We start from the raw sequence: 19,811 nt of genomic DNA on the forward strand, positions 1-19,811 counted from the left end.
CGATTCTGTAAAATCACTTATTTGTAACATTGTTCATAATATCACACCAAAGTATAAATATACAATTCAATGTTATATTTATGCATCATTTAGTATAACGCTTCCACATCCGTAACTTCGTTATTTTCTACTTTGTAGCTCCATATTGAATGTCCCGGAACCCTGTGCTCCGTCAGATATATTCTGCCGTCAATATAATTCATGTTGTAAGGTGTTCCTCCACCTACAAAATATGCGCTGTAAATCTCTTCGTATTTTCCTTCCGAAAGATCTCCTAAATCCTTTACCCGTAGCATAGTAGCAGCATCCTGACTTCCGGCTACATCAGTTGATACGGTTATGTAAAAATAATCTCCGTCACGCCTTAGAGCAGCCATCCCTGCAATTTCATCAGATACCGGATACTGCTCTACTATATCCAGTGATCTTTTGTCACACTTTATTATCCCGGAAGATGTTCCATCAGACTTTATACCTGACACAAAATATATATAATCTCCTTCAAGATAGAAAGACCTTATATATATCCCATTTAAGGTGCTGGCATTATCAACCATCTCATCTACACCGGGTTCTACATTTTCACATCCGACACGCCTGATCTCAGACAGATACATTTCGGTATTGTCATCCTCATGCCTGAAAACATATATCTCACCTGTAGCTGAGCTCAAAACATAGAATGCCTGCTCCTCCTCATCATACTCAGTATAATGAGGTCTTTTTCCTATATCATTAAAAATCTGAGTGTTTTCATACACTTCATCTTTTTTCTCAAAGACCATAACACGATTATTTTCGGTGTCATCTACGAGCAGAACATTTCCATCTCCTGCTATTGTGTGGGGCTGCTTGACATCCTTTGTTAACACCTTCCACTCTCCAAGCGGAGCCGAGCAGTTATCATTATATATTATCTGGTCATGATAGCAATCAACAATAAACCAGGTATTATCAATTTTTTTTACGCAGGTCGGTACGCTCAATGTAAATTCGGTATTATTTTCACCAAATACCGAATTCCCCTGTGAGACTTTATCCGCTTTTCGTAAATAGCCATCTTCGGACTTCCATGATTTTCCTGCTTCTGTCTCATGAACTGCCACCTGATTCCCTGCATTTCCTTCAATCTCTGTCGTACCACACCCAAGAGCACCTGTAAATAAAGTTAATCCAAATAAAATAGCTGCAATTCTTCGCATTTTCTAATTTGATTTAACCCCTTCTCATTAAATAATAAAGGCAAGCTCTCAAACATCGGAAAGCTTGCCCTTTAAGCATCTTTATAAAATCGCCTGTTGCTTTTCTCCGGAGGGAATCTCCCACTTGTTGGCTTCGTTCTCATAATCTTCCGCAAGATCGAGATTACCCAATTCACGGTAGCATTCAGCTATCTTATGCATAGCCATATCTCCACCCCTGTGTATATCAAGAATCGGCGAAGTCTCATAAGCGGCATTGTAATACCATACTATCGCCTCATCAAGGTCACCCTTCTTCCGGTAGAAATTACCAAGCTCATAGCACATCTCACTTGATGGAATTGTGGTCAGATCCTTAAGTGAATACTTCAGAATTTCCTCCGTTTTCCCATCTATAACAGCGATATGTGCAAGTACGCAGGCTGCTTCCTTTATCTGATCAAGATCACGTCCGTTATCAGCAATTGATTCCTCAAAGAATTCCTTGGAAAGCATGAAATCCTCCTCCGTGCCAACCATAAAGAGTTCTCTGGCATACATATTATGAAGACGTTTACTGATGTATTCGCCCTCTCTCACAGCACGTCTGAATGCGGATAAATCTCTTTCTCCATGATCCTCTGTGGGATTGTGCCAAATTTCCACTTCACTGTTGCAAACCGTAGAATCCAGCTTAACCATCTCATGTATAGGATCATGCCATACATATTTCCGAAGTCTTCTGAAAAGCTTGGGTCTGAGCTCACGATCAAAATTATAAACCGTATTGTGGCTTAACTGATTGCAGTAATACATCTGAACCACATCGATATCAAGCAAATCTATGTCTTCCTTAAGTTGCTTAAATCGCTCGCGATTTTCCTCATCTATGGTCTCGTCTGCATCCGCAGTATAAATGAAATCACAGGTTGCCTGTTCAAAAGAATAGTTCCTGGCATCGGAAAAGCTTCCGGTCCATTCAAACTGAAAGACCTTCGCCCCATAGGACTTGGCTATTTCTATAGTCTTGTCCGTGGAACCGGTGTCGACAATTATCATCTCGTCCACAAGGTCTTTAAGACAATCCAGACAGGTAGCAAGTTTTTCTTCTTCATTCTTAACGATCATACATAAGCTTACTGTAACCATAGAATGCCCCTCACTCAATCACCGAAATAACGATAATTATACACTTATATGTTAGCCAAAACATGTGGCCATGTCAATAAATTGTGGGTATATACATAATAATACGGTCGCGGGCATATATATCCATTCTCGATCTCGTTAAGCAAGCTTATAATCGATCGAGTCTGGACATATATGCCCGCGACCTAACTTTATTGGTATAAGAGTATTTATTATCAGTATTACAATACAATGTGTAATGAATTCCATTTTGTCCAACCATTGTAGTCAGGAGATAATCATGTCATATCTTATCGTAACATTCCTTTGTCCGAGGGATAATTAAACTATATAGAGGCCGTACAATTGATATTACTGTACGTAGCCCTCATCATCTATGGATATGCCGTCTGACATCTGGCGCATATGGTTCAAAACTGCTGTCTTGCGCTCGCCGGTGGCTTCTGAAACTGTGCATCCACTTTGAATAGCCGGAATAAACTGAAGCTTCACCTGACCATCCTTGTAGATATTTGCGCGAAGCAAACCTGTCTCAAGTTCCCTGGAATTAAAGAGGAAATTACCAAGACTATAGATAACCGGAACCCCGTTAATATATCCTATTTTCTGCAGGATATGCGGATGTGCCCCCACAATCATATCTGCGCCGGCTTCAACAATTTCAGGTCCCTGCTTTTGTTGCCACCAGTCAATAGCCTCCTGATTCTCTGTTCCCCAGTGGATGCAAACAATAACAAAAGCACCCGTAGCCTTTGCCTCTTTAATCCTGCTAAGCAGTTTATCAATATTAAGACATCTGAAAACACCGGGAGAATTATCCGTTGCCCCTTTTGTATCAGGATTATCAATTCTTTCTATCTCTGTTGCAGAAATAATTGCAATCTTCACACCATTATCAGAAAGATAATATACGGGGTGAGATGCCTCTTCTAAATTAGCGCCCGCTCCTATTCTGGCAACGCCAACATTATCAATTGTTTCAAGCGTATCCAAAAGAGCTGCCTCGCCATAATCATATGCATGATTATTTGCAAGTGTGGCTACGTCTACTCCCATCTGATTAAGGAGCTCTGCCGATGATGGATCAGCTCTGAAGGTGAATGTTTTCCCCTCTGTTGGAGCACCCCTGTAGGAATACGGAAACTCATTATTCACTACCATGATGTCAGCACTTCTCATATATGATAAAAGGCTTCCACCTATCACACCTTCAATTCCGCCTCCATTTTGGCGTATTTTGTTCATAATCGCATAATTGGGATCAAAGAGAATATCTCCTGCAAAGGCCATGGAAACATATTCCTGATTGGCCGGAGTCAAAGCGTGCTCCCACTTTGGATCTGTTATGGCATTATTCTGAGTATCGCTGTTACTGTTATTTTCATCGACAACATCGGTGTCACCAGGTGTTGTCGCTTCAGCTACGTCGATGTTTTCTGTACTTTCAGTGTCTTTGACACTTTCAGTTACAGCATCCTTAGTATTTATTTCATCTGATGTCTGCCCGGTATCTATTTTTGTAGCACCCGGAACCCGAACAGTCTCATTAACTATTTTTTCAGCCAATGGCATTCTTGAATCTTCTTCAATTTCTGTTATACTGCTCCCGGCATTATTTACATTTGATGGTTTTTTTGCAGCTATAGAACAAAGAACCACCGCTCCCACTGTGATTGTCAGCAAAAACGCACACACGAAAGCTATGACTACTCCGTTTACATTTGCTAAATAAATACTGCTGTCATCTTTTTCATCATATAAATCTTTTTTCATAATCCTTTACGGAGAGTTATTCTTCTCCGTCTCCCCGTATTAAGAATAGCACAAAAATGGCTGTTATGCACATTTTGCATAACAGCCATTTAGTTCACACTATACTAATTCAGAATTAATACTTGTTTGATACAACCTTGACACCAGGTCCCATTGTTGTAGCAAGTGAAATGCTCTTAAGGTACTGACCCTTAACAGTTGCAGGCTTAGCCTTTACGATAGCTTCCATGAGAGCTGTGTAGTTCTGCTCAAGCTGCTCTTCTGAGAAAGATGCCTTTCCGATAGGGCAGTGGATGATGTTAGCCTTGTCAAGACGGTACTCAATCTTACCAGCCTTGATATCGTTGATAGCCTTTGTAACATCCATTGTTACTGTACCAGCCTTCGGGTTAGGCATAAGACCCTTAGGTCCGAGAACCTTACCAAGACGTCCTACAACACCCATCATATCAGGTGTAGCAACTACAACGTCAAAGTCAAGCCAACCTTCGTTCTGAATCTTAGGAATAAGCTCCTCGCCACCTACATGGTCAGCGCCGGCAGCCTGTGCCTCGTCAAGCTTTGTTCCCTTTGCAAATACAAGAACCTTAACAGTTTTACCTGTTCCGTGCGGAAGAACAACCGCACCACGGATCTGCTGATCCGCATGACGACCGTCGCAGCTTGTACGAATGTGTACTTCAACAGTCTCATCAAATTTTGCAGTAGCAGACTTCTTAACTAAAGAGATTGCTTCTGCAGCTTCATACTGCTGTGCTCTATCAATGAGCTTAGCAGCTTCAACATACTTCTTTCCGTGTTTCATCTCTTAGCCCTCCGTCAGTCTTCTACTACAATACCCATGCTGCGTGCAGTACCAGCGATCATGCTCATAGCACCCTCGATATCAACTGCATTCAGGTCAGGCATCTTTGTCTCTGCGATCTCTCTGATCTTGTCTTTAGAAATCTTAGCAACCTTGTTCTTGTTCGGAACACCGGAAGCCTTCTGAAGGTTACAAGCCTTCTTAAGAAGAACTGCTGCAGGCGGAGTCTTTGTGATGAATGTGAAACTTCTGTCTGCATAAACTGTGATGACAACAGGAATGATGACATCACCCTTGTCAGCTGTCTTAGCGTTGAACTGCTTTGTGAATTCAACGATGTTAACACCGTGCTGACCAAGAGCCGGACCAACCGGCGGTGCTGGTGTTGCTTTACCAGCCTGGATCTGTAACTTAATGTATCCTTCGACTTTCTTTGCCATAATGGCACCTCCTAGAAATAATGTGGTCAGGCGCATTCCGAGTGTATACTACCGCACTGGCCAAAAAGCTTGGCAAATGCTATACACAAATGCTCCCACTCCAGTTCCCATGAATTGAAATATCTTAATTTCAACCCATCTATATATAGTAGATAAATCTACGATATACCAATTGTTTTTTATCAATTAGCTTGTTACCTTGCGAACTTCTGTAAATCCAATCTCAACAGGTGTCTCTCTACCAAACAGATTAACATTGATAGTAGCACTCTGCTTACCGAAGTCCATACGCTGTACGATACCAACTGTACCATTCCAAACGCCGGCAACTACTGCAATCTCATCGCCCACGCCGAAATCAACAGACATATTCTCAGTCTTGATTCCAAGAGGCTTAATCTCAGCATCTGACAGCGGTACCGGCTTACTTCCGGGTCCCACAAATCCTGTAACACCTCTGGTGTTGCGGACAACATACCATGTCTCGTCGTTCATATCCATGTTAACAAGGACATAACCGGGGAACATCTTACGGCTAACTGTTTTGCGCGCACCATTCTTCATCTCAACAACATCCTGAAGCGGCACACGAACCTCAAATATCTGGTTTTCCAGATGACGATTCTCAATAGTCTTCTCAAGGTTAGCTTTAACCTTCATCTCATAGCCTGAATATGTATGAACAACATACCAGTGAGCGTTTTGGTGAATCGGAGCTTCTGAAGATTCCATGCTCATCTCAGCAGTCACTTCTGTAGCAGCTTCTGCAACTTCATCAGTTGCCTGCACATTCTCCTCTTCAACAGAGTCCAAAGTCAGATCGAGTTCATTTTCATTCTGCATCTCTTCTGCCATAATACTCCTTTATCAAATCTTGGTTATGAAATTAATAAGATAACCAAAAGCATAATCAAACACAGCTATAAGAGCACCGATAATTACGGAAATAATTACAACAGCAGTTGTCTGCTTTGTAATATCTTCTCTTGAAGGCCACATGATCTTATTGAACTCAGCCTTAACACCCTTAATAAAAGAAGATACTTTGCTCTCCTGTGCGGTTTTAGTAGCATTATTTTCGCTCATATCAACTAAACTCCCTTCAACTCAAGGACTTCCTCCATACTAAAATGGAATTACTTTGTCTCCTTGTGCGGTGTGTGCTTCTTGCAGAAAGGGCAGTACTTCTTGATTTCCATTCTGTCGGGATGAGTCTTCTTATCCTTTGTTGTGTCATAGTTACGGTTTTTGCACTCTGTGCAAGCAAGTGTGATTCTTGTACGCATTGTTCATTCCTCCGTGCGTTGTTCTATCGATTTTATGTCCTTATTTTAAGGCATAAAAAAAAGACCTAAATTTTCTGTCGCTTGTATAATATAGCATAGGTCAGTTTACTAGTCAACATGTTTTTTCAGAGCCGGGTAAGCAGTATAAGATGCTCTGAAAATTCTTTTATCGGTCATGTGTTTCTTCTATATTATAGCATATTTTTTATTTAATAATATGTTTATACTTTTTTAATTGACGCTATTGCCTAGCGGATGATACTGTTATAGTAATAAAACATGTCTTTGTATGCCCTCGTGTCGGTTGCCAATGGATTGGCAGAAGCACTCGCACGACATCAAGGAAGAAAGGAGGGGCAGCATGGCAGGCATTGGTATTCATGAAGCTTATAATCATTTCGCGTCGACATACGTCGCCAAAGAGAATGCAAATGTAGACAAGCACAAAAAGAGCGAACTGCAGAATGTCTACAAATCTATTGCAAGGATCAATAAAGAATCCCCTCTTCATGTTTTAAAACAGGATGACTATGCTCAGGCTGAGGCCGTGGGTATTAAAGAGCATGCCCGGGCACTAAAAAGCCAGCTTGAAAATATAAATAATGAAGAAAGTGCTTCTCTTGGTAAAAAATCCGCAGTGTCATCGGATCCTGAAAAAGTTTCCGTTGAATATGTCGGAAAAGGCAGTAGCGGAACATCCGAATTCAATATGGAAGTCAGCCACCTGGCAACCAACCAGATAAATGCCGGCCACTTCCTTGTTCCGGATGAAACGGTTGATCTCCCGAAAGGAAGCTACGCTTTTAATGTAGGAATAAACGGTCACGAATATGAATTCCAGTACAGCATAAGGGACGGCGATACCAACCACGACATTCAGGCAAAGCTCTCACGTCTGATTAATAAAGCAGGTGTTGGTCTCATTGCCGGAATGCAGGAAAGTGCTGATGGAAAAAGCACACTTATCATAGGTTCTAGTGATACAGGTCTTAAACCCGGACAAAACCATAGATTCGAAATAGCAGAATCCCGAAACTTTGAAAATGGAGGAAGCGTATCATATTTCGGTCTCAACCTGATAGCTCAGGAACCGACAAATGCACGCTTTTCCTTAAACGGAACAGAACACAGCTCCTCTTCCAACAGATTCACTGTAGGTAATGAGTTTGAAATAACCCTGAGAGCCCCGACTGAAGAAGGCTCGCCTGTTACTATCGGTGTCAAAAACGAAAGCGATGCTCTTATTGAAAATGTACGGTCACTGGTCAATGGTTACAACGGCTTCATAGACAGTATAAGCAATGTTCAGAGCACCGGCATCAAGAACACCAAGCTTGTAGGAGAAACAGTTCAGATAGCTGAAAGTCACCTGAAAGGAACTTCTGCATACGGAATATCACTAAAAGAAGACGGCCGAATAGATTACAACGCTCAGCTACTAAGAGAAAAATCCGGAGCTGAGCCACCGGCAGAAATAATCACACCTCTTAAGGATTTCGCCAAAGCCCTTGTAACGAAAACGGATGAGATTTCCATCGATCCCATGAAATATGTGGAAAGGCCGGTTTTCAACTATAAGGATCCTCATGGAGGGGACAATCCGTCGCCATATATTACCAGCGAATATAGTGGGATGATGTTCAATAATTACTGCTGAACCTTTTTATGAATAATACGTTCAAAACCATATACTCCGAATAAATCTCGTTGCTTACGCATAATCGATTTATTCGGAGTATATCATTTTTCACTTAGTATTTTCATAAATTCAGCAGATCGAGGCACGCACTTCGTGCATAATCGATTTAATCTGACTATATCCCTTTTCACTTACATATTATTCATACCAAATTCAGCAATTCAAGGTATGCTGCTCACGCATAATCGATTTATTCGGAGTATATCATTTTTCACTTAGTATTTTCATAAATTCAGCATTTCAAGGTGGAATCTGCCATGTCTAATGCGGCGCCGATAACCTGATCCATATTGTAGTATTTGTACTGGCCCAGGCGTCCACCGAATAATACATCACCGAATTCATCAGCAAGTTTTTTGTACTCGGCGAACAGTGAATTGTTCTTATCATCATTCATCGGATAATATGGCTCATCACCGGGCTTCCAGTCTGCAGGATACTCTCTTGTGATAATCGTTCCTTTTCCCTGGCCGAATTCAAAATGCTTATGCTCAATAATTCTGGTATAAGGAATGTCGCGCTCTGTGTAGTTCACAACCGCATTACCCTGATAGTTGTCCACGTCCGGAAGATCCTTTGTCTCAAATCTAAGCGATCTGTACTCCAGATTGCCGAGCTTGTATCCGAAGAACTCATCAATCATTCCTGTGTAGAGGATCTTATTAAAGCTGTCGCCATCCACAGAAGCAAAAGGCTTGGCGGGCACATCCCCATCCATTTTCACAAAATCACGGAATTCAGTCTCGGTCTTTACGGTAATACTGCCGCTCATACTGTTTTCATCTGCACTATCAGCAGTCTCCTGAAGGAGAAGCTTCTTTATTATAGAAGTGTAACCGCCGATAGGTATTCCCTGATATCTGTCATTGAAATAATTGTTGTCGTAAACAAATCTAAAAGGAAGTCTTCTTATTATAAATGCAGGAAGCTCCTTGCAGTCTTTTCCCCACTGCTTCTCTGTGTAGCCCTTAACAAGCTTTTCAAAAACATCGCGACCCGCAAGTGAAAGTCCCTGCTCCTCAAGGTTGGCTGCTTCAAAGCCCTCGCGAATGTCCTGCCCGCTTGCTGCTGCCACGTCAAGTGCTTCAGCCGCTGACTCATCCCCGTTTGCCGCACGCTCCTTGAGAATGCGCTTTACTTCCTTTTGGGCCTGCTCATCGATAATAGCACGAGCCTCATCGGGAGTGCGAATTCCCCAAAGCTTGCTGAATGTATTCATATTAAAAGGAAGATTATAGAGCTCATCATGGAAAACCGCCACAGGGGAATTTATATACTGATTAAACTCAGTAAATCTGTTAATGTACTCCCAAACCTTCTTATCTGATGTATGAAAAATGTGCGCCCCATACATATGTACATTAATTCCCATGCGATTTTCAGTATAAATGTTACCGCCAATGTGCGCTCTCTTGTCTATAACCAGGACATTTTTGCCCGCTCTTGCCATCTCATGAGCAAAGACACAGCCAAATAATCCTGCCCCAACTATCAAATAATCGTACTTCATTATATCCTCCATAAATGAATGACTTCTTATTTGCCTTTTCGGTTTTCATCCAAGAAGTCATGTGTTATGTAAAATTGTACCATAAAAATCGCCATATCAAAACAGCTCCCGGAAAGCATAACTTCCGGGAGCCGTTAATTTTTCTTACTATATATCTTATGCCTGATATTTCTCAAGCGCTGTCATGTCACTCATGTAATCAAGAACCTTTTTACGTCCAACCTTGTTAAGTTTAACATACTGCTGCATTACACGGTTCTCAACAATCTTATTTCCAAGATCAGTCCCCTTTTCAAGTGTACTGAAATCAACAGGATTAAGGTTAAGCTTATCGCACATACGAATAACCGTACCATATGCCATACCTTCTATACCTCTGTCCAATGCTGTAACCAATGTACTATATGGAATCGACATGTCTATCGCAAACTGTCTGACACTCTTGTACTGCGCTAAAATTTCTCTTTTAAGTATTTCAGCCTTTGTCATTTCTTTACCTCCTATCCAATTACTCTCCGCAAAAAAGACACTAAATGTTATTGCGTCATTTTGTAGCAGTTTCAAGTATACCTTATGAACGGTTTTTCGTCACTTATTTTTTTCTTAAATTTTATAATAAAATTCAATAAATTTATCAGCGTTTTTTGGACATAATGCCAAAAAGTGCATGGATTCTGAACATTTTATATCTTGCCCAAAACCCATGCACATTTTTTCGTTTCTGAAAGTCTCACTCAGTCGACAATACTCAAAATGAAATTTTAGAAAAATTAGAAAATTTCAAAATATTTAACGAAATTACATTCAAATTTTTGAAAATATTTTGAATTATTTTTTCGTTTTTTCGTATTTAAAAGTTATCACGTTTCCGTAACAGCATTTAACAGTCTGCCATTTTCTTTCAAATATGTCTTAAGTTTCCCAAGAAGTTGCTCCGGTTTCTCACAAGCGGCAGCCGCATCACCGACAAGGATGTAGTCAAAGCTGTGCTCCGGCCAGGGAAAAGTCACAAGTTCCGGGTCTCCGGCTATCATATCATCCGCCATATATTTGCAAAGCCCGGCAAATACATCCGCCCCCGTAATTCCGGCAGTAAAGCTGTCTGGCATCTGATACTTTATAGCAGAGAGAGTAGTTCCCATACCTGCACTTATATCCAAAATCCGAAGAACCCGGTTATAGAGCTTTTCATGAACATCACTCTCAGAAATAGCCTTCATAAGTGCTGCTATTTTCTCATCTTCCGGAAGTGTGTAATTCCATATATCAAATCCCCACTTCTCCTTAAATTTCTCTCTCCCCACTTCCATGGCATCATTTTTACCGGTGAATCCACTACCACCATGGTGATAGATAAATGCGTTATGGCAAAGAATCTGTCTCCATCCTGAAAGGCAAAGGCGTATTCCGAGATCGTCGTCCTCAAAGTAGCCGGGAGTAAAGCGCTCGTCAAAAAGCATTCCTTTCTTTTCCACCGTCTCGTTGCAATTACCTTCGTGGCCACCTGAAGCACTCTCAGATAACAAGATGCCCTCAACAGCTTCTCGCCTGATCAGCACAGCAAAACCTGTGAGCCTGCATCTTACCTCTATAGGATTCCACATCGGAACATTGTGATCCTTAGCATATCTCTTGGCAGTATCAAGTGCCGTATCAAGACTGATTGTTCGCCACCAGCGGTGCTCCTGCATGCTACATTTTGCTTTTTCCTCCGCACCTCTGCCATCATCTTCAGCCGAAATTCCTTCATCTTCTTTTTTATGTTTCCCGGAAATATCTATCACACTTGCATCCAGTCCCACAAGTGGTCTGGATTCATCCACAGCCGCCTTTTTCAGATAGGGTTCCACTGACTCCATGGAAACCTCCTGCGACGGAGCACAGTTTGTCACAGCACCTGCTGCCCCATTTCGCTTATCGGAATACAATCCCATCTTCAGCCAGAACAGCGCATTTGGCATGATGACAGCATCATTATTAAGGAAAAATACGTCATTTTCAGGATTAGCAGCGCCAAGCCCTATATTGCACCCTCTTGGAAATCCCTCATTCTTTTCATTCTCTATAAGACTAATGTGCTTGTCATTTTCTGCCTGTTCCCGCAAATAACGCAGAACCTCTTCATCCGTAGAGGCATTATCTACAACTATTACCTCATAGCTGTCAGTCTGGCAGTATCTTCTGATGGCGCGCAGACATTCCCTGCAAAGCTCAAGATCGTTATAGGAAACAATCACAATGGACGTCCCCCTTACTCTTGCTCTGTCCCGGACATCCTCCATCGCCTCGCGGATAACCTTCTCATCCTCCGGTTCATCGCAGTAATGGAGTGCATTCTCAAAACACAAAAATGCCTGGTCTGCATTTCGATACCGATAATACAGACCAAGCATAAAATATAATTCGTAATTATCAAAATGGGCGCGAAGCCCCTCAATCAGCACAGCATATTCATCCACACTGCTGCCCTGCTGCTCAAACTCTCCCGCACGTAAAATGAAGGATTCTGCGGATTCACGTTGTTCCTTGATGGCATGTACTTTCATATTGTCCCCCACCTAATAATAAGAAATCTTCTTATCATTATATTATACAAAACAATACGTCAAGACGTCAATTCTCTGCATCCCCCAGGCATTCTTGCAATTATTTCACACTTCAGCAACCGCCTCCTCGGGAATAGGACAAACATATCCCGAAGCAGTTCTTTTCATAAATTCAGCCTTTGCTTCGGCAATAAGCTCCTGATTCTCAAACAAATCTATAGCCGCAGCACACATAACTTTTCCTGCATGAACCGCTGCCTTATGCCCAATACCGGTTCCGGCAGATGACACATTCTGCCAGCTGTGACCAGGGCACCCATTTGGCCAGGCCGCCACATGAATCTGTGCTGTCGGACAATTCCAGCTAACATCACCAACATCAGTTGATCCGGGCTCAAAGGCTTCTCCCATAAAATGTGGAAGAAGAAAGCCATTCATTCCTCCTACCGTACTTTTGAATTCTTCATCACACTCACAATTTCCCGGATTCTCTAAAGCTGCACCCGGATTCACATGAGAAGAATTAAACTGAGCTCTCATTTTCTGCGCCGCCTCAGCATAATCCGCATCAAAAGCAGAACCCAGCCCCGGCGCTGCATCATTTCCTTCGTAAGTCGCTGCAAGCTTTTCCGCAAAGGAAAGCTCTTCCTCAGTATAGGAAGGTACTCCAAGCTCCTCGAAGTTTTCATATAAAACCTTCTCAAGCACGCGGTTTGTCACCGTGTCCGAAAGGCCATCAACAAACTTCCTGTCAAATGTAGTCTCCGTCATAAGTGCAGCGCCTTCTGCAATCTTATCAACACGGTTCTGCAATTCAACTGCCTCTGCCACATGATTTGAACGAACCATGTAAAGAACCTGTGCCCTGGGCTGAACCACATTGGGACTCACACCGCCCGCATCCGTTATTGCATAATGTACACGTGCCTTATCTCCCATATGTTCACGCAAAAATTGCACGCCTATATTCATTAGCTCTACAGCATCAAGCGCACTCCTTCCTTTTTCAGGAGCACCTGACGCATGAGATGCTATCCCATGAAAAGTGTACCGAACCTGAATACAGGAATTGGACGATCCCGTTACAACCTCGTTGCAATCCTCAGGATGCCAGGTAAGTGCCGCGTCAAGCTTTTGCCACTCACCATCACGAGCCATGAAAGCCTTGGATGCACAGCCCTCTTCACCGGGACAGCCATAGAGAATCACAGTACCTCCGGTACTGCTTTTCTCACTACCCGCATCACATTTTTCACGTAATTCCAAATACTTTTTAATTCCGATCGCAGCTGCAAGTGCACCTGTCCCCAGAAGATTATGTCCGCAGCCATGTCCGCTTCCGCCATTGATAAGCGGTTTCTCCTCAAGCGCGCCACACTCCTGTGAAAGCCCGGACAGTGCATCATACTCCGCAAGAATTCCGATTACAGGTCTGCCACTTCCAAAGCTCGCAGAAAAAGCTGTAGGGATACCACAGATTCCCTTCTGAACTTCAAAGCCTTCCTCCTCGCACACCTTGCAATATAAATCACAGGACTTATATTCCTGCAGGGATAATTCTGCATATTCCCAGATTTTATCTGCAACATCGCATATTACGTCTTTCTTATTTTCAATTGCTTCAACCGCTTTTGACTTAATCTCTGTCATATCTCACCCAATAGAACACTATATTTATTTCTATATACTAAGTCCTCTGCCAACCAGTGTATAAGCAGAGGACAGATTATATTATTATAGTACCTTACTTAGAAACTCCTGCAGTCTGGGATGCTTTGGATGATCAAAAATCTCCTCCGGTGTTCCGTGTTCAAGAAGCTTACCGTCAGCCATAAAAAGAACCCTATTTCCAACCTCTCTTGCAAAGCCCATCTCATGGGTAACAACCACCATGGTCATGCCTTCCTTTGCAAGCTGCTTCATAACATCAAGAACTTCGCCAACCATCTCAGGATCAAGAGCTGAAGTAGGCTCATCAAAAAGCATAACCTCAGGCTCCATCATGAGTGCACGGACAATTGCTATACGCTGCTTCTGTCCACCCGACAACTGAATAGGATATGCATCTGCTCTATCCTTAAGGCCTACACGGTCGAGAAGCTCAAGAGCCTTTTTCTTAGCCTCCTCCTCAGGAACATGCTTAACCTTAACAGGCGCAAGAATCATATTCTGCATAATTGTCTTATGCGGAAAGAGATTAAAGTGCTGGAAAACCATTCCCATCTTTTGTCTGTGAAGATCAATATCAACCTTCACCCACTTGCCGTTTTCATCCTTGTATTTTTTCTTTGTTATATCAACATCATCAAAAAGAATCGCTCCGCCTGTGGGTTCCTCAAGCAGATTCAGAGAACGAAGAAAGGTTGATTTTCCACTACCGGAAGGTCCGATAACAACCATAACATCGCCCTTGTCAATATCTATGGACACGCCGTCAAGCGCCTTGATTTTTCCGAAATTATAATGTTTTTCAAGATCCGTAACCTGGATAAGCTTATCTCTTGTCTCCACGGCTCATCCTCCTTTCAAAATATGCAATCACTTTACTTGTAGGGAAGCACAGGCAGAAGTATATTGCTGTCGCAACAAGAAGAGGTTCGATAATAATGAATGTAGCTCCTCTTACTGCATTTACTGCTGACATGATATCCTGCACACCAATTGTATAAGTAATTGCAGACTCCTTGATGATAACAACGAACTCGTTTGCTATAGCAGGGAGAATGTTTTTAATAGCCTGCGGAAGAATAATATACTTCATATTCTGGAACTGGCTCATACCAAGTGATCTGGCAGCCTCAGTCTGTCCGCCGTCAATTGACTGAATACCCGAACGCATAATCTCGCATAAATATGCACCCGAGTTCATACCAAGAGCAACCACGCCCGGGAAAAAGCGCTCGAATTTAATGAATCCCATGAATGTAAAACTGGGAAGCTCAATAAGCGCTCCGAACACGCCGTAGTAAATAATCGCTACCTGTACAATTACAGGTGTTGATCTTAGAATCTCAACATATGCGGTTGCCAGAAAATCGAGAGGATTGAATTTTCCTATAGTCACCCCTATTCCCTTTTCACGCTGATGTCCTTCCTTATCAAGCCCGAGAAAGGCAAGGGGATAAAATCTCGACATTCTCATTGCCGAAAGAATAAGCGCAAGTATAAAGCCAATGGCCACGGTAAAAAGTGAAAGCATAACCGTAACCAGCATACCCTGCCAGAAAAGGCTGGCATAGGGCGAAATCTTAGAAAAATTTTCAATCTGAATAAAGCTGTCCATATCGTCCCTTATCTCCAAAATATTGGTAATTTATTTACATTGTAACATAGATTAACATATTACAAATTCTATTATAATAATTCCCTCTACAAAAGAAAATCTGTATTTTTGAAGGCAAAAATCAAGACCCGGAAATGCATGCACCTCCGAGTCTTTTTCGTCTGGATCTCACACTAAGTTTTTCGTAATCTTACCAAGTGCCCTGTTCCATTGATTACTGATCAAGAAGTCCTTCAATAATATCTCCGCTTGCCTGCTCGTTAGCTGTAGCAACAAACTCATCCATCTTGCCTTCTTCTTTTGCCTTGGCAATTGCCTCGTTTACGCCTGCCTTAAGAGCATCGTTACCCTTGCTGACACCGATAGCGGAACCTTCTGCTCCGTCATAGGGAACCTCAAGAACAACACAAAGCTCAGGATAATTCTTAGCATAGCTCTCTGCAACAGCAGTCTCGATGTAAGCGCCGTCAAGCTTTCCTGCAAGAAGCTCAGCGATGATATCTGTAACCTTAGTAAGCTGAATGATCTCTGCATCAGGGCTGTTGGTCTGAGCAAGATCAACCTGGATAGAACCTGTCTGAGCGCCAACCTCGATATCAGCACTGTTTACATCAGCAAGGCTTGTAAACTTGTCCTTGTTCGCCTGAGTGCATACAAATGACTGTCCGCCTTCATAATAGATATCTGAAAAGTCCATGATTGATTCACGCTTCGGATCGGGTGAAAGGCCTGCTACTCCAAGATCAACTGCCTTTGTCTGAAGCTCCATAAGTACACCGTCAAAATCAACTGGTACAACCTCAAGCTCAAGGCCGAGATAATCAGCAATGTACTGTGCAAGTGCAATGTCAAATCCTGCAAGAGTAGGAGTTCCATCCTCACCTACTGCATAAAACTCATAAGGAGCAAAATCAGGAGAAGTTGCTACTGTGAGCTTGCCGGGTGTTACGGTTGTAATCTCTGCTGATGCGCCAGCTGCACTTTCCTCAGTACTCTCAGCCTCTGCTGCATCTTCTGTGCTCTCTGCTGCGTCTGCACTGTCAGTCTCTGCTGCTTCTGTGCTCTCTGCTGCGTCTGCACTGTCAGTCTCTGCTGCTTCTGTGCTCTCTGCTTCAGCTGCTGCCTCTGTACTCTCCGCCTCAGTAGCTGCTCCTGTACCATTTGATGAGCCGCCACAAGCTGTCATGCTAAAAGTCATTACACCTGTCAAAATAGCTGCGATAAGTTTCTTCTTCATAATATTTGTCCTCCTATTATTCATATATGCAAAAGCTTATGCATAAATATACATTTTTCTCTCTGTTTTCTACATAATAATACACTTGTTAAATATAATCAACCCTAAAATTAAAAAAGGTCAAGAAAATCGTAAATTTTTGGACATGAAAAAGGCGCCTGCAAAAGCAAGCGCCTCTCTCATCCTTAATTATTATAGAGGGAACTATATAATAGAGGAAATCATTTGGGACTTTATTGTCTCACATTTAGTGTCACAAAAGTGTCACATGGTTCAAGCCCAGTATTCATGCTAATCTCAAACGTTTTCGTAAACGTTTTTTACCAAATTCCATCAGAAAGTTGAAAAAGTTTTCCAAGAGTCGGCTCCGCCCAGCTGTACTGATTCATGTATTCCCCCGTAAAGCCTGAGTCTTCACGCTTTCCATCAAGAAAGTCAAAATAGTCACACTCAAAATACTCTTTATTAATTCCAGCCTCGCCGCGTCTTCTGATCAAAGCATCAGAGCATCCAAGCTCTGTAAAAATACGGGTCATGTCTGCAAACAGATTTCTCAAATAGGATCTGTGACTTCCTGCATCATCCTCATCCTGCCAGATTTTTTCCATAATCTGATTGAACGTTCTCATGGCACCGTTGGCATCTATAAGTACCGCCAACAGCTCTCTGGTTTTACTGTATACAAAGTCAAGCGGCACACCATTTTCAGTAAATACCTCAAACTCACCGAAGGTGTGTACCCGCAGTTTATTTTGTTTTGCAGTTTCTTCATTCGTAATAGGGAATCTCAGATGTTCGAATTCCGATTTGACCTTGGCAGCAGTAACAGGCTTCATGATATATCCGCTTGCATACAGTCCAAAGGCCTCTTTCATATAGTCAGAATATCCTGTGACAAAAATAATATTGATACGGGGATTTTTTTCCTGTAGCTTCTTTGCAATATTGATTCCATTTTCTGTTCTCATCTCAACATCAAGAAAAGCTATCTGTGGATTTATCTCATCGACTTCTTCCAGTGCTTTTTTCCCGCTTGTATATCCATGTGTATCGGCTGAAGGCATAGCTTTTTTAATGGCGCTTATACAGCCTTCAAGCGCCAGCTCTTCATCATCAACAGCAATAATCCTCATTGCAATCTCCCTCTACATAAAAACTGTATTTTTCATTCCTCTCCCTTAGGAATCTTAATGGTAGCCTTGGTTCCGACGCCCGCAGTACTCTCAATTATAAGCAGCCCATTGCACATCGTAATAAGTCTCTCCCTTAGATTATCAAGGCCTATGTGCAGTCCTTCACCCTGTTCCACCGAATTTGTATCAAAGCCTACGCCATCGTCCTCGACAACAACATAATAATAGTCTTCTTCCGAAAAGCTTTCAATACGTATCGTTCCTCCATCCTCTTTTTTGTGAATCCCGTGTTTCACCGCATTTTCAGCAAGAAGCTGCACAGACAGTGCAGGAAGGGTAAAAAATTCATCCCTTATGTCATACTTTATTGTAAGTTTATCCCTAAACCTCATTTTTTCAAGGCTGAGATAATTGGTCACATGCTCCATTTCCTTCTGAAGAGTGATACATTCAGCATGTTCTATACTTCCAAGGTTACCTCTTAAATAATCAGAGAAACGTCCGATGGCTTCCTGCGCTTTTTCGGGGTCCTTTTCACACAAAACATATATGGAATTAAGAACATTATATAAGAAGTGGGGCTTAATCTGACTCAAAAGTATCTTGATTCTATCCCTTGATATCTTATCCTCCTGCTCAAGAATAAGTCTCTCCTGCTCGTATTGGAAGGTATTATCCATGTAAACAAGTGACAGGCAAAAGCTATATGGTAAAACCTCAAGTCCTGGGAAAAAGGATCTTATAAATACGCCTATAAGCGGAAAAAATACAATGGATAGCAGACTCATAATGTTATTGAATTTCAGATACTGATGGTAAACAATCATGTAAACCACAGATAACAGCATGATGGAATAGCCCCCAACCTGTCCGATGAAGTAGAGGGCACCTTTTTCAAAGGTATGTCCGTCATATGAAACTACTACTCCCTTGAACAGGGAAATGACCCAAAATGCTGAATATATGACGATAAGCGGAATAATAAATCCTCGAATTTCCAGATTTTTTCCACTCATTCTGGAAATATAATAGGTAACATACAGTGAATAAAAACCAAGCAGCAGGTAGAATCCTATAAAATACATAGAATATGCAATTCTTAGATGAAGCTGCAGCATATTGTCATCCGTAGATATGCAGACAAATGTTTTTGCCAAAAGAACCGCAGCCAGCATAATTGCATCAGCAGCAAGCATCTTAGAAAATTGCAGTCGCTCTTTATTAGATACCTTCCTCATATGAATATCACCGAATAGCTTTATACATATTATCGCAAGAAGAAATGATGATATTCCTATATTTAAATAATCCATTGTATGATCCATGATGTTTTTTCCTTTTGTTTACAAAATTTATCTGTAAAATCTTTTACGGCAGATACCGATAAACACTGCGTTTTATGAAGTCACAATCTTAATATAACAATTTTGGTGACTTGTAATAGTTAATTCCACTTTGTAAGAGTAAATTCCACCTTGTAGGAGTAAATTCCACGGGGTGGAGTTTTCTTTTTACAAAAATGATGGATTTTATCCACATTTACGGCTATAATAGCACAAAAGTCGGAAAAATGCGTATGACAATCAGAAGTCGAGTTCACATTGTCCTGTTAAGAGTTAGTGAATTCCACCCCTAAGAGAGTAGGTATGAAAGTCATCCAACTACGCAGAACTCCGGCTTTTTTATTATGAAATGGAAGTTTCTGCTCCGCAGAAACCTCGGAATTTAATAGTTAATGGTCAAAATACAGGCTGAGACATGATTAACGT

At 41.8% G+C, this 19,811-nt stretch carries 18 protein-coding genes; 1 reads left to right on the top strand and 17 read right to left on the bottom strand.

Features of this window, described 5'->3' with window-relative positions:
* Positions 1-89: 89 nt before the first annotated feature.
* The 8 genes from G602_RS28070 to rpmG form a co-directional block, all read right to left on the bottom strand.
* Positions 90-1,202 (bottom strand): hypothetical protein, encoded by a 1,113-nt coding sequence (locus G602_RS28070; protein WP_049945417.1) that lies wholly within the window; start codon positions 1,200-1,202, stop codon positions 90-92.
* Between the two features lie 81 nt (positions 1,203-1,283).
* Positions 1,284-2,330, bottom strand: coding sequence for a glycosyltransferase (locus tag G602_RS0122270; protein ID WP_044933116.1), 1,047 nt, complete (start codon positions 2,328-2,330; stop codon positions 1,284-1,286).
* 351 nt (positions 2,331-2,681) lie between these two features.
* On the bottom strand, positions 2,682-4,103 hold the full coding sequence (locus G602_RS28075) for a CapA family protein (protein ID WP_049945418.1): 1,422 nt from the start codon (positions 4,101-4,103) through the stop codon (positions 2,682-2,684).
* Between the two features lie 115 nt (positions 4,104-4,218).
* Positions 4,219-4,908 carry a 50S ribosomal protein L1 gene (gene rplA / locus G602_RS0122280; RefSeq protein ID WP_026661003.1) on the bottom strand — a complete coding sequence of 230 codons (690 nt, stop codon included), beginning with the start codon at positions 4,906-4,908 and terminating at the stop codon, positions 4,219-4,221.
* Between the two features lie 14 nt (positions 4,909-4,922).
* Positions 4,923-5,348 carry a 50S ribosomal protein L11 gene (gene rplK, locus G602_RS0122285; protein WP_026661004.1) on the bottom strand — a complete coding sequence of 142 codons (426 nt, stop codon included), beginning with the start codon at positions 5,346-5,348 and terminating at the stop codon, positions 4,923-4,925.
* A 186-nt stretch (positions 5,349-5,534) separates the two neighbouring features.
* A complete protein-coding gene (gene nusG / locus G602_RS0122290; RefSeq protein WP_044933315.1) occupies positions 5,535-6,080 on the bottom strand; it encodes a transcription termination/antitermination protein NusG in 546 nt (181 codons plus the stop codon).
* A 135-nt stretch (positions 6,081-6,215) separates the two neighbouring features.
* Positions 6,216-6,434, bottom strand: a complete 219-nt coding sequence (secE, locus tag G602_RS0122295) for a preprotein translocase subunit SecE (RefSeq protein ID WP_026661007.1) — start codon at positions 6,432-6,434, stop codon at positions 6,216-6,218.
* A gap of 50 nt (positions 6,435-6,484) precedes the next feature.
* Complete coding sequence (gene rpmG / locus G602_RS0122300) at positions 6,485-6,634, bottom strand: 50S ribosomal protein L33 (RefSeq protein WP_022760828.1); 150 nt, start codon at positions 6,632-6,634, stop codon at positions 6,485-6,487.
* Between the two features lie 361 nt (positions 6,635-6,995).
* On the opposite strand from rpmG, the gene fliD reads away from it, so the two are divergent.
* Complete coding sequence (gene fliD, locus G602_RS0122305; protein ID WP_026661008.1) at positions 6,996-8,291, top strand: flagellar filament capping protein FliD; 1,296 nt, start codon at positions 6,996-6,998, stop codon at positions 8,289-8,291.
* 274 nt (positions 8,292-8,565) lie between these two features.
* Here the strand turns inward: fliD and G602_RS0122310 are convergent, their stop codons facing one another.
* The 9 genes from G602_RS0122310 to G602_RS29550 form a co-directional block, all read right to left on the bottom strand.
* Entirely contained in the window at positions 8,566-9,843 is a 1,278-nt protein-coding gene (locus G602_RS0122310) for a UDP-galactopyranose/dTDP-fucopyranose mutase family protein (RefSeq protein WP_026661009.1), read from the bottom strand.
* A gap of 156 nt (positions 9,844-9,999) precedes the next feature.
* A complete protein-coding gene (locus G602_RS0122315) occupies positions 10,000-10,332 on the bottom strand; it encodes a hypothetical protein (protein ID WP_022760825.1) in 333 nt (110 codons plus the stop codon).
* Between the two features lie 371 nt (positions 10,333-10,703).
* The gene (locus G602_RS0122320) at positions 10,704-12,389 is read right to left on the bottom strand and encodes a glycosyltransferase (protein ID WP_026661010.1); all 1,686 of its coding nucleotides are present in this window, start codon (positions 12,387-12,389) and stop codon (positions 10,704-10,706) included.
* A gap of 105 nt (positions 12,390-12,494) precedes the next feature.
* Positions 12,495-14,039 (bottom strand): M20 family metallopeptidase, encoded by a 1,545-nt coding sequence (locus tag G602_RS0122325; protein WP_026661011.1) that lies wholly within the window; start codon positions 14,037-14,039, stop codon positions 12,495-12,497.
* Positions 14,040-14,123: 84 nt separating this feature from the next.
* Positions 14,124-14,900: an amino acid ABC transporter ATP-binding protein gene (locus G602_RS0122330; RefSeq protein WP_026661012.1), complete on the bottom strand. Its 777-nt coding sequence runs from the start codon at positions 14,898-14,900 to the stop codon at positions 14,124-14,126.
* Positions 14,884-15,672 carry an amino acid ABC transporter permease gene (locus G602_RS0122335; protein WP_026661014.1) on the bottom strand — a complete coding sequence of 263 codons (789 nt, stop codon included), beginning with the start codon at positions 15,670-15,672 and terminating at the stop codon, positions 14,884-14,886. Before G602_RS0122335 ends, G602_RS0122330 begins: the two co-directional genes overlap by 17 nt.
* A 214-nt stretch (positions 15,673-15,886) precedes the next feature.
* Positions 15,887-16,909, bottom strand: coding sequence for a transporter substrate-binding domain-containing protein (locus tag G602_RS28080; RefSeq protein WP_049945419.1), 1,023 nt, complete (start codon positions 16,907-16,909; stop codon positions 15,887-15,889).
* Positions 16,910-17,229: 320 nt separating this feature from the next.
* Entirely contained in the window at positions 17,230-18,042 is an 813-nt protein-coding gene (locus tag G602_RS0122350; protein ID WP_026661015.1) for a LytR/AlgR family response regulator transcription factor, read from the bottom strand.
* A gap of 32 nt (positions 18,043-18,074) precedes the next feature.
* Positions 18,075-19,367: a sensor histidine kinase gene (locus G602_RS29550; RefSeq protein ID WP_049945420.1), complete on the bottom strand. Its 1,293-nt coding sequence runs from the start codon at positions 19,365-19,367 to the stop codon at positions 18,075-18,077.
* Between the last annotated feature and the right edge of the window lie 444 nt (positions 19,368-19,811).

It is taken from the genome of Butyrivibrio sp. AC2005 (assembly GCF_000424145.1).
Classification (GTDB): domain Bacteria; phylum Bacillota; class Clostridia; order Lachnospirales; family Lachnospiraceae; genus Butyrivibrio.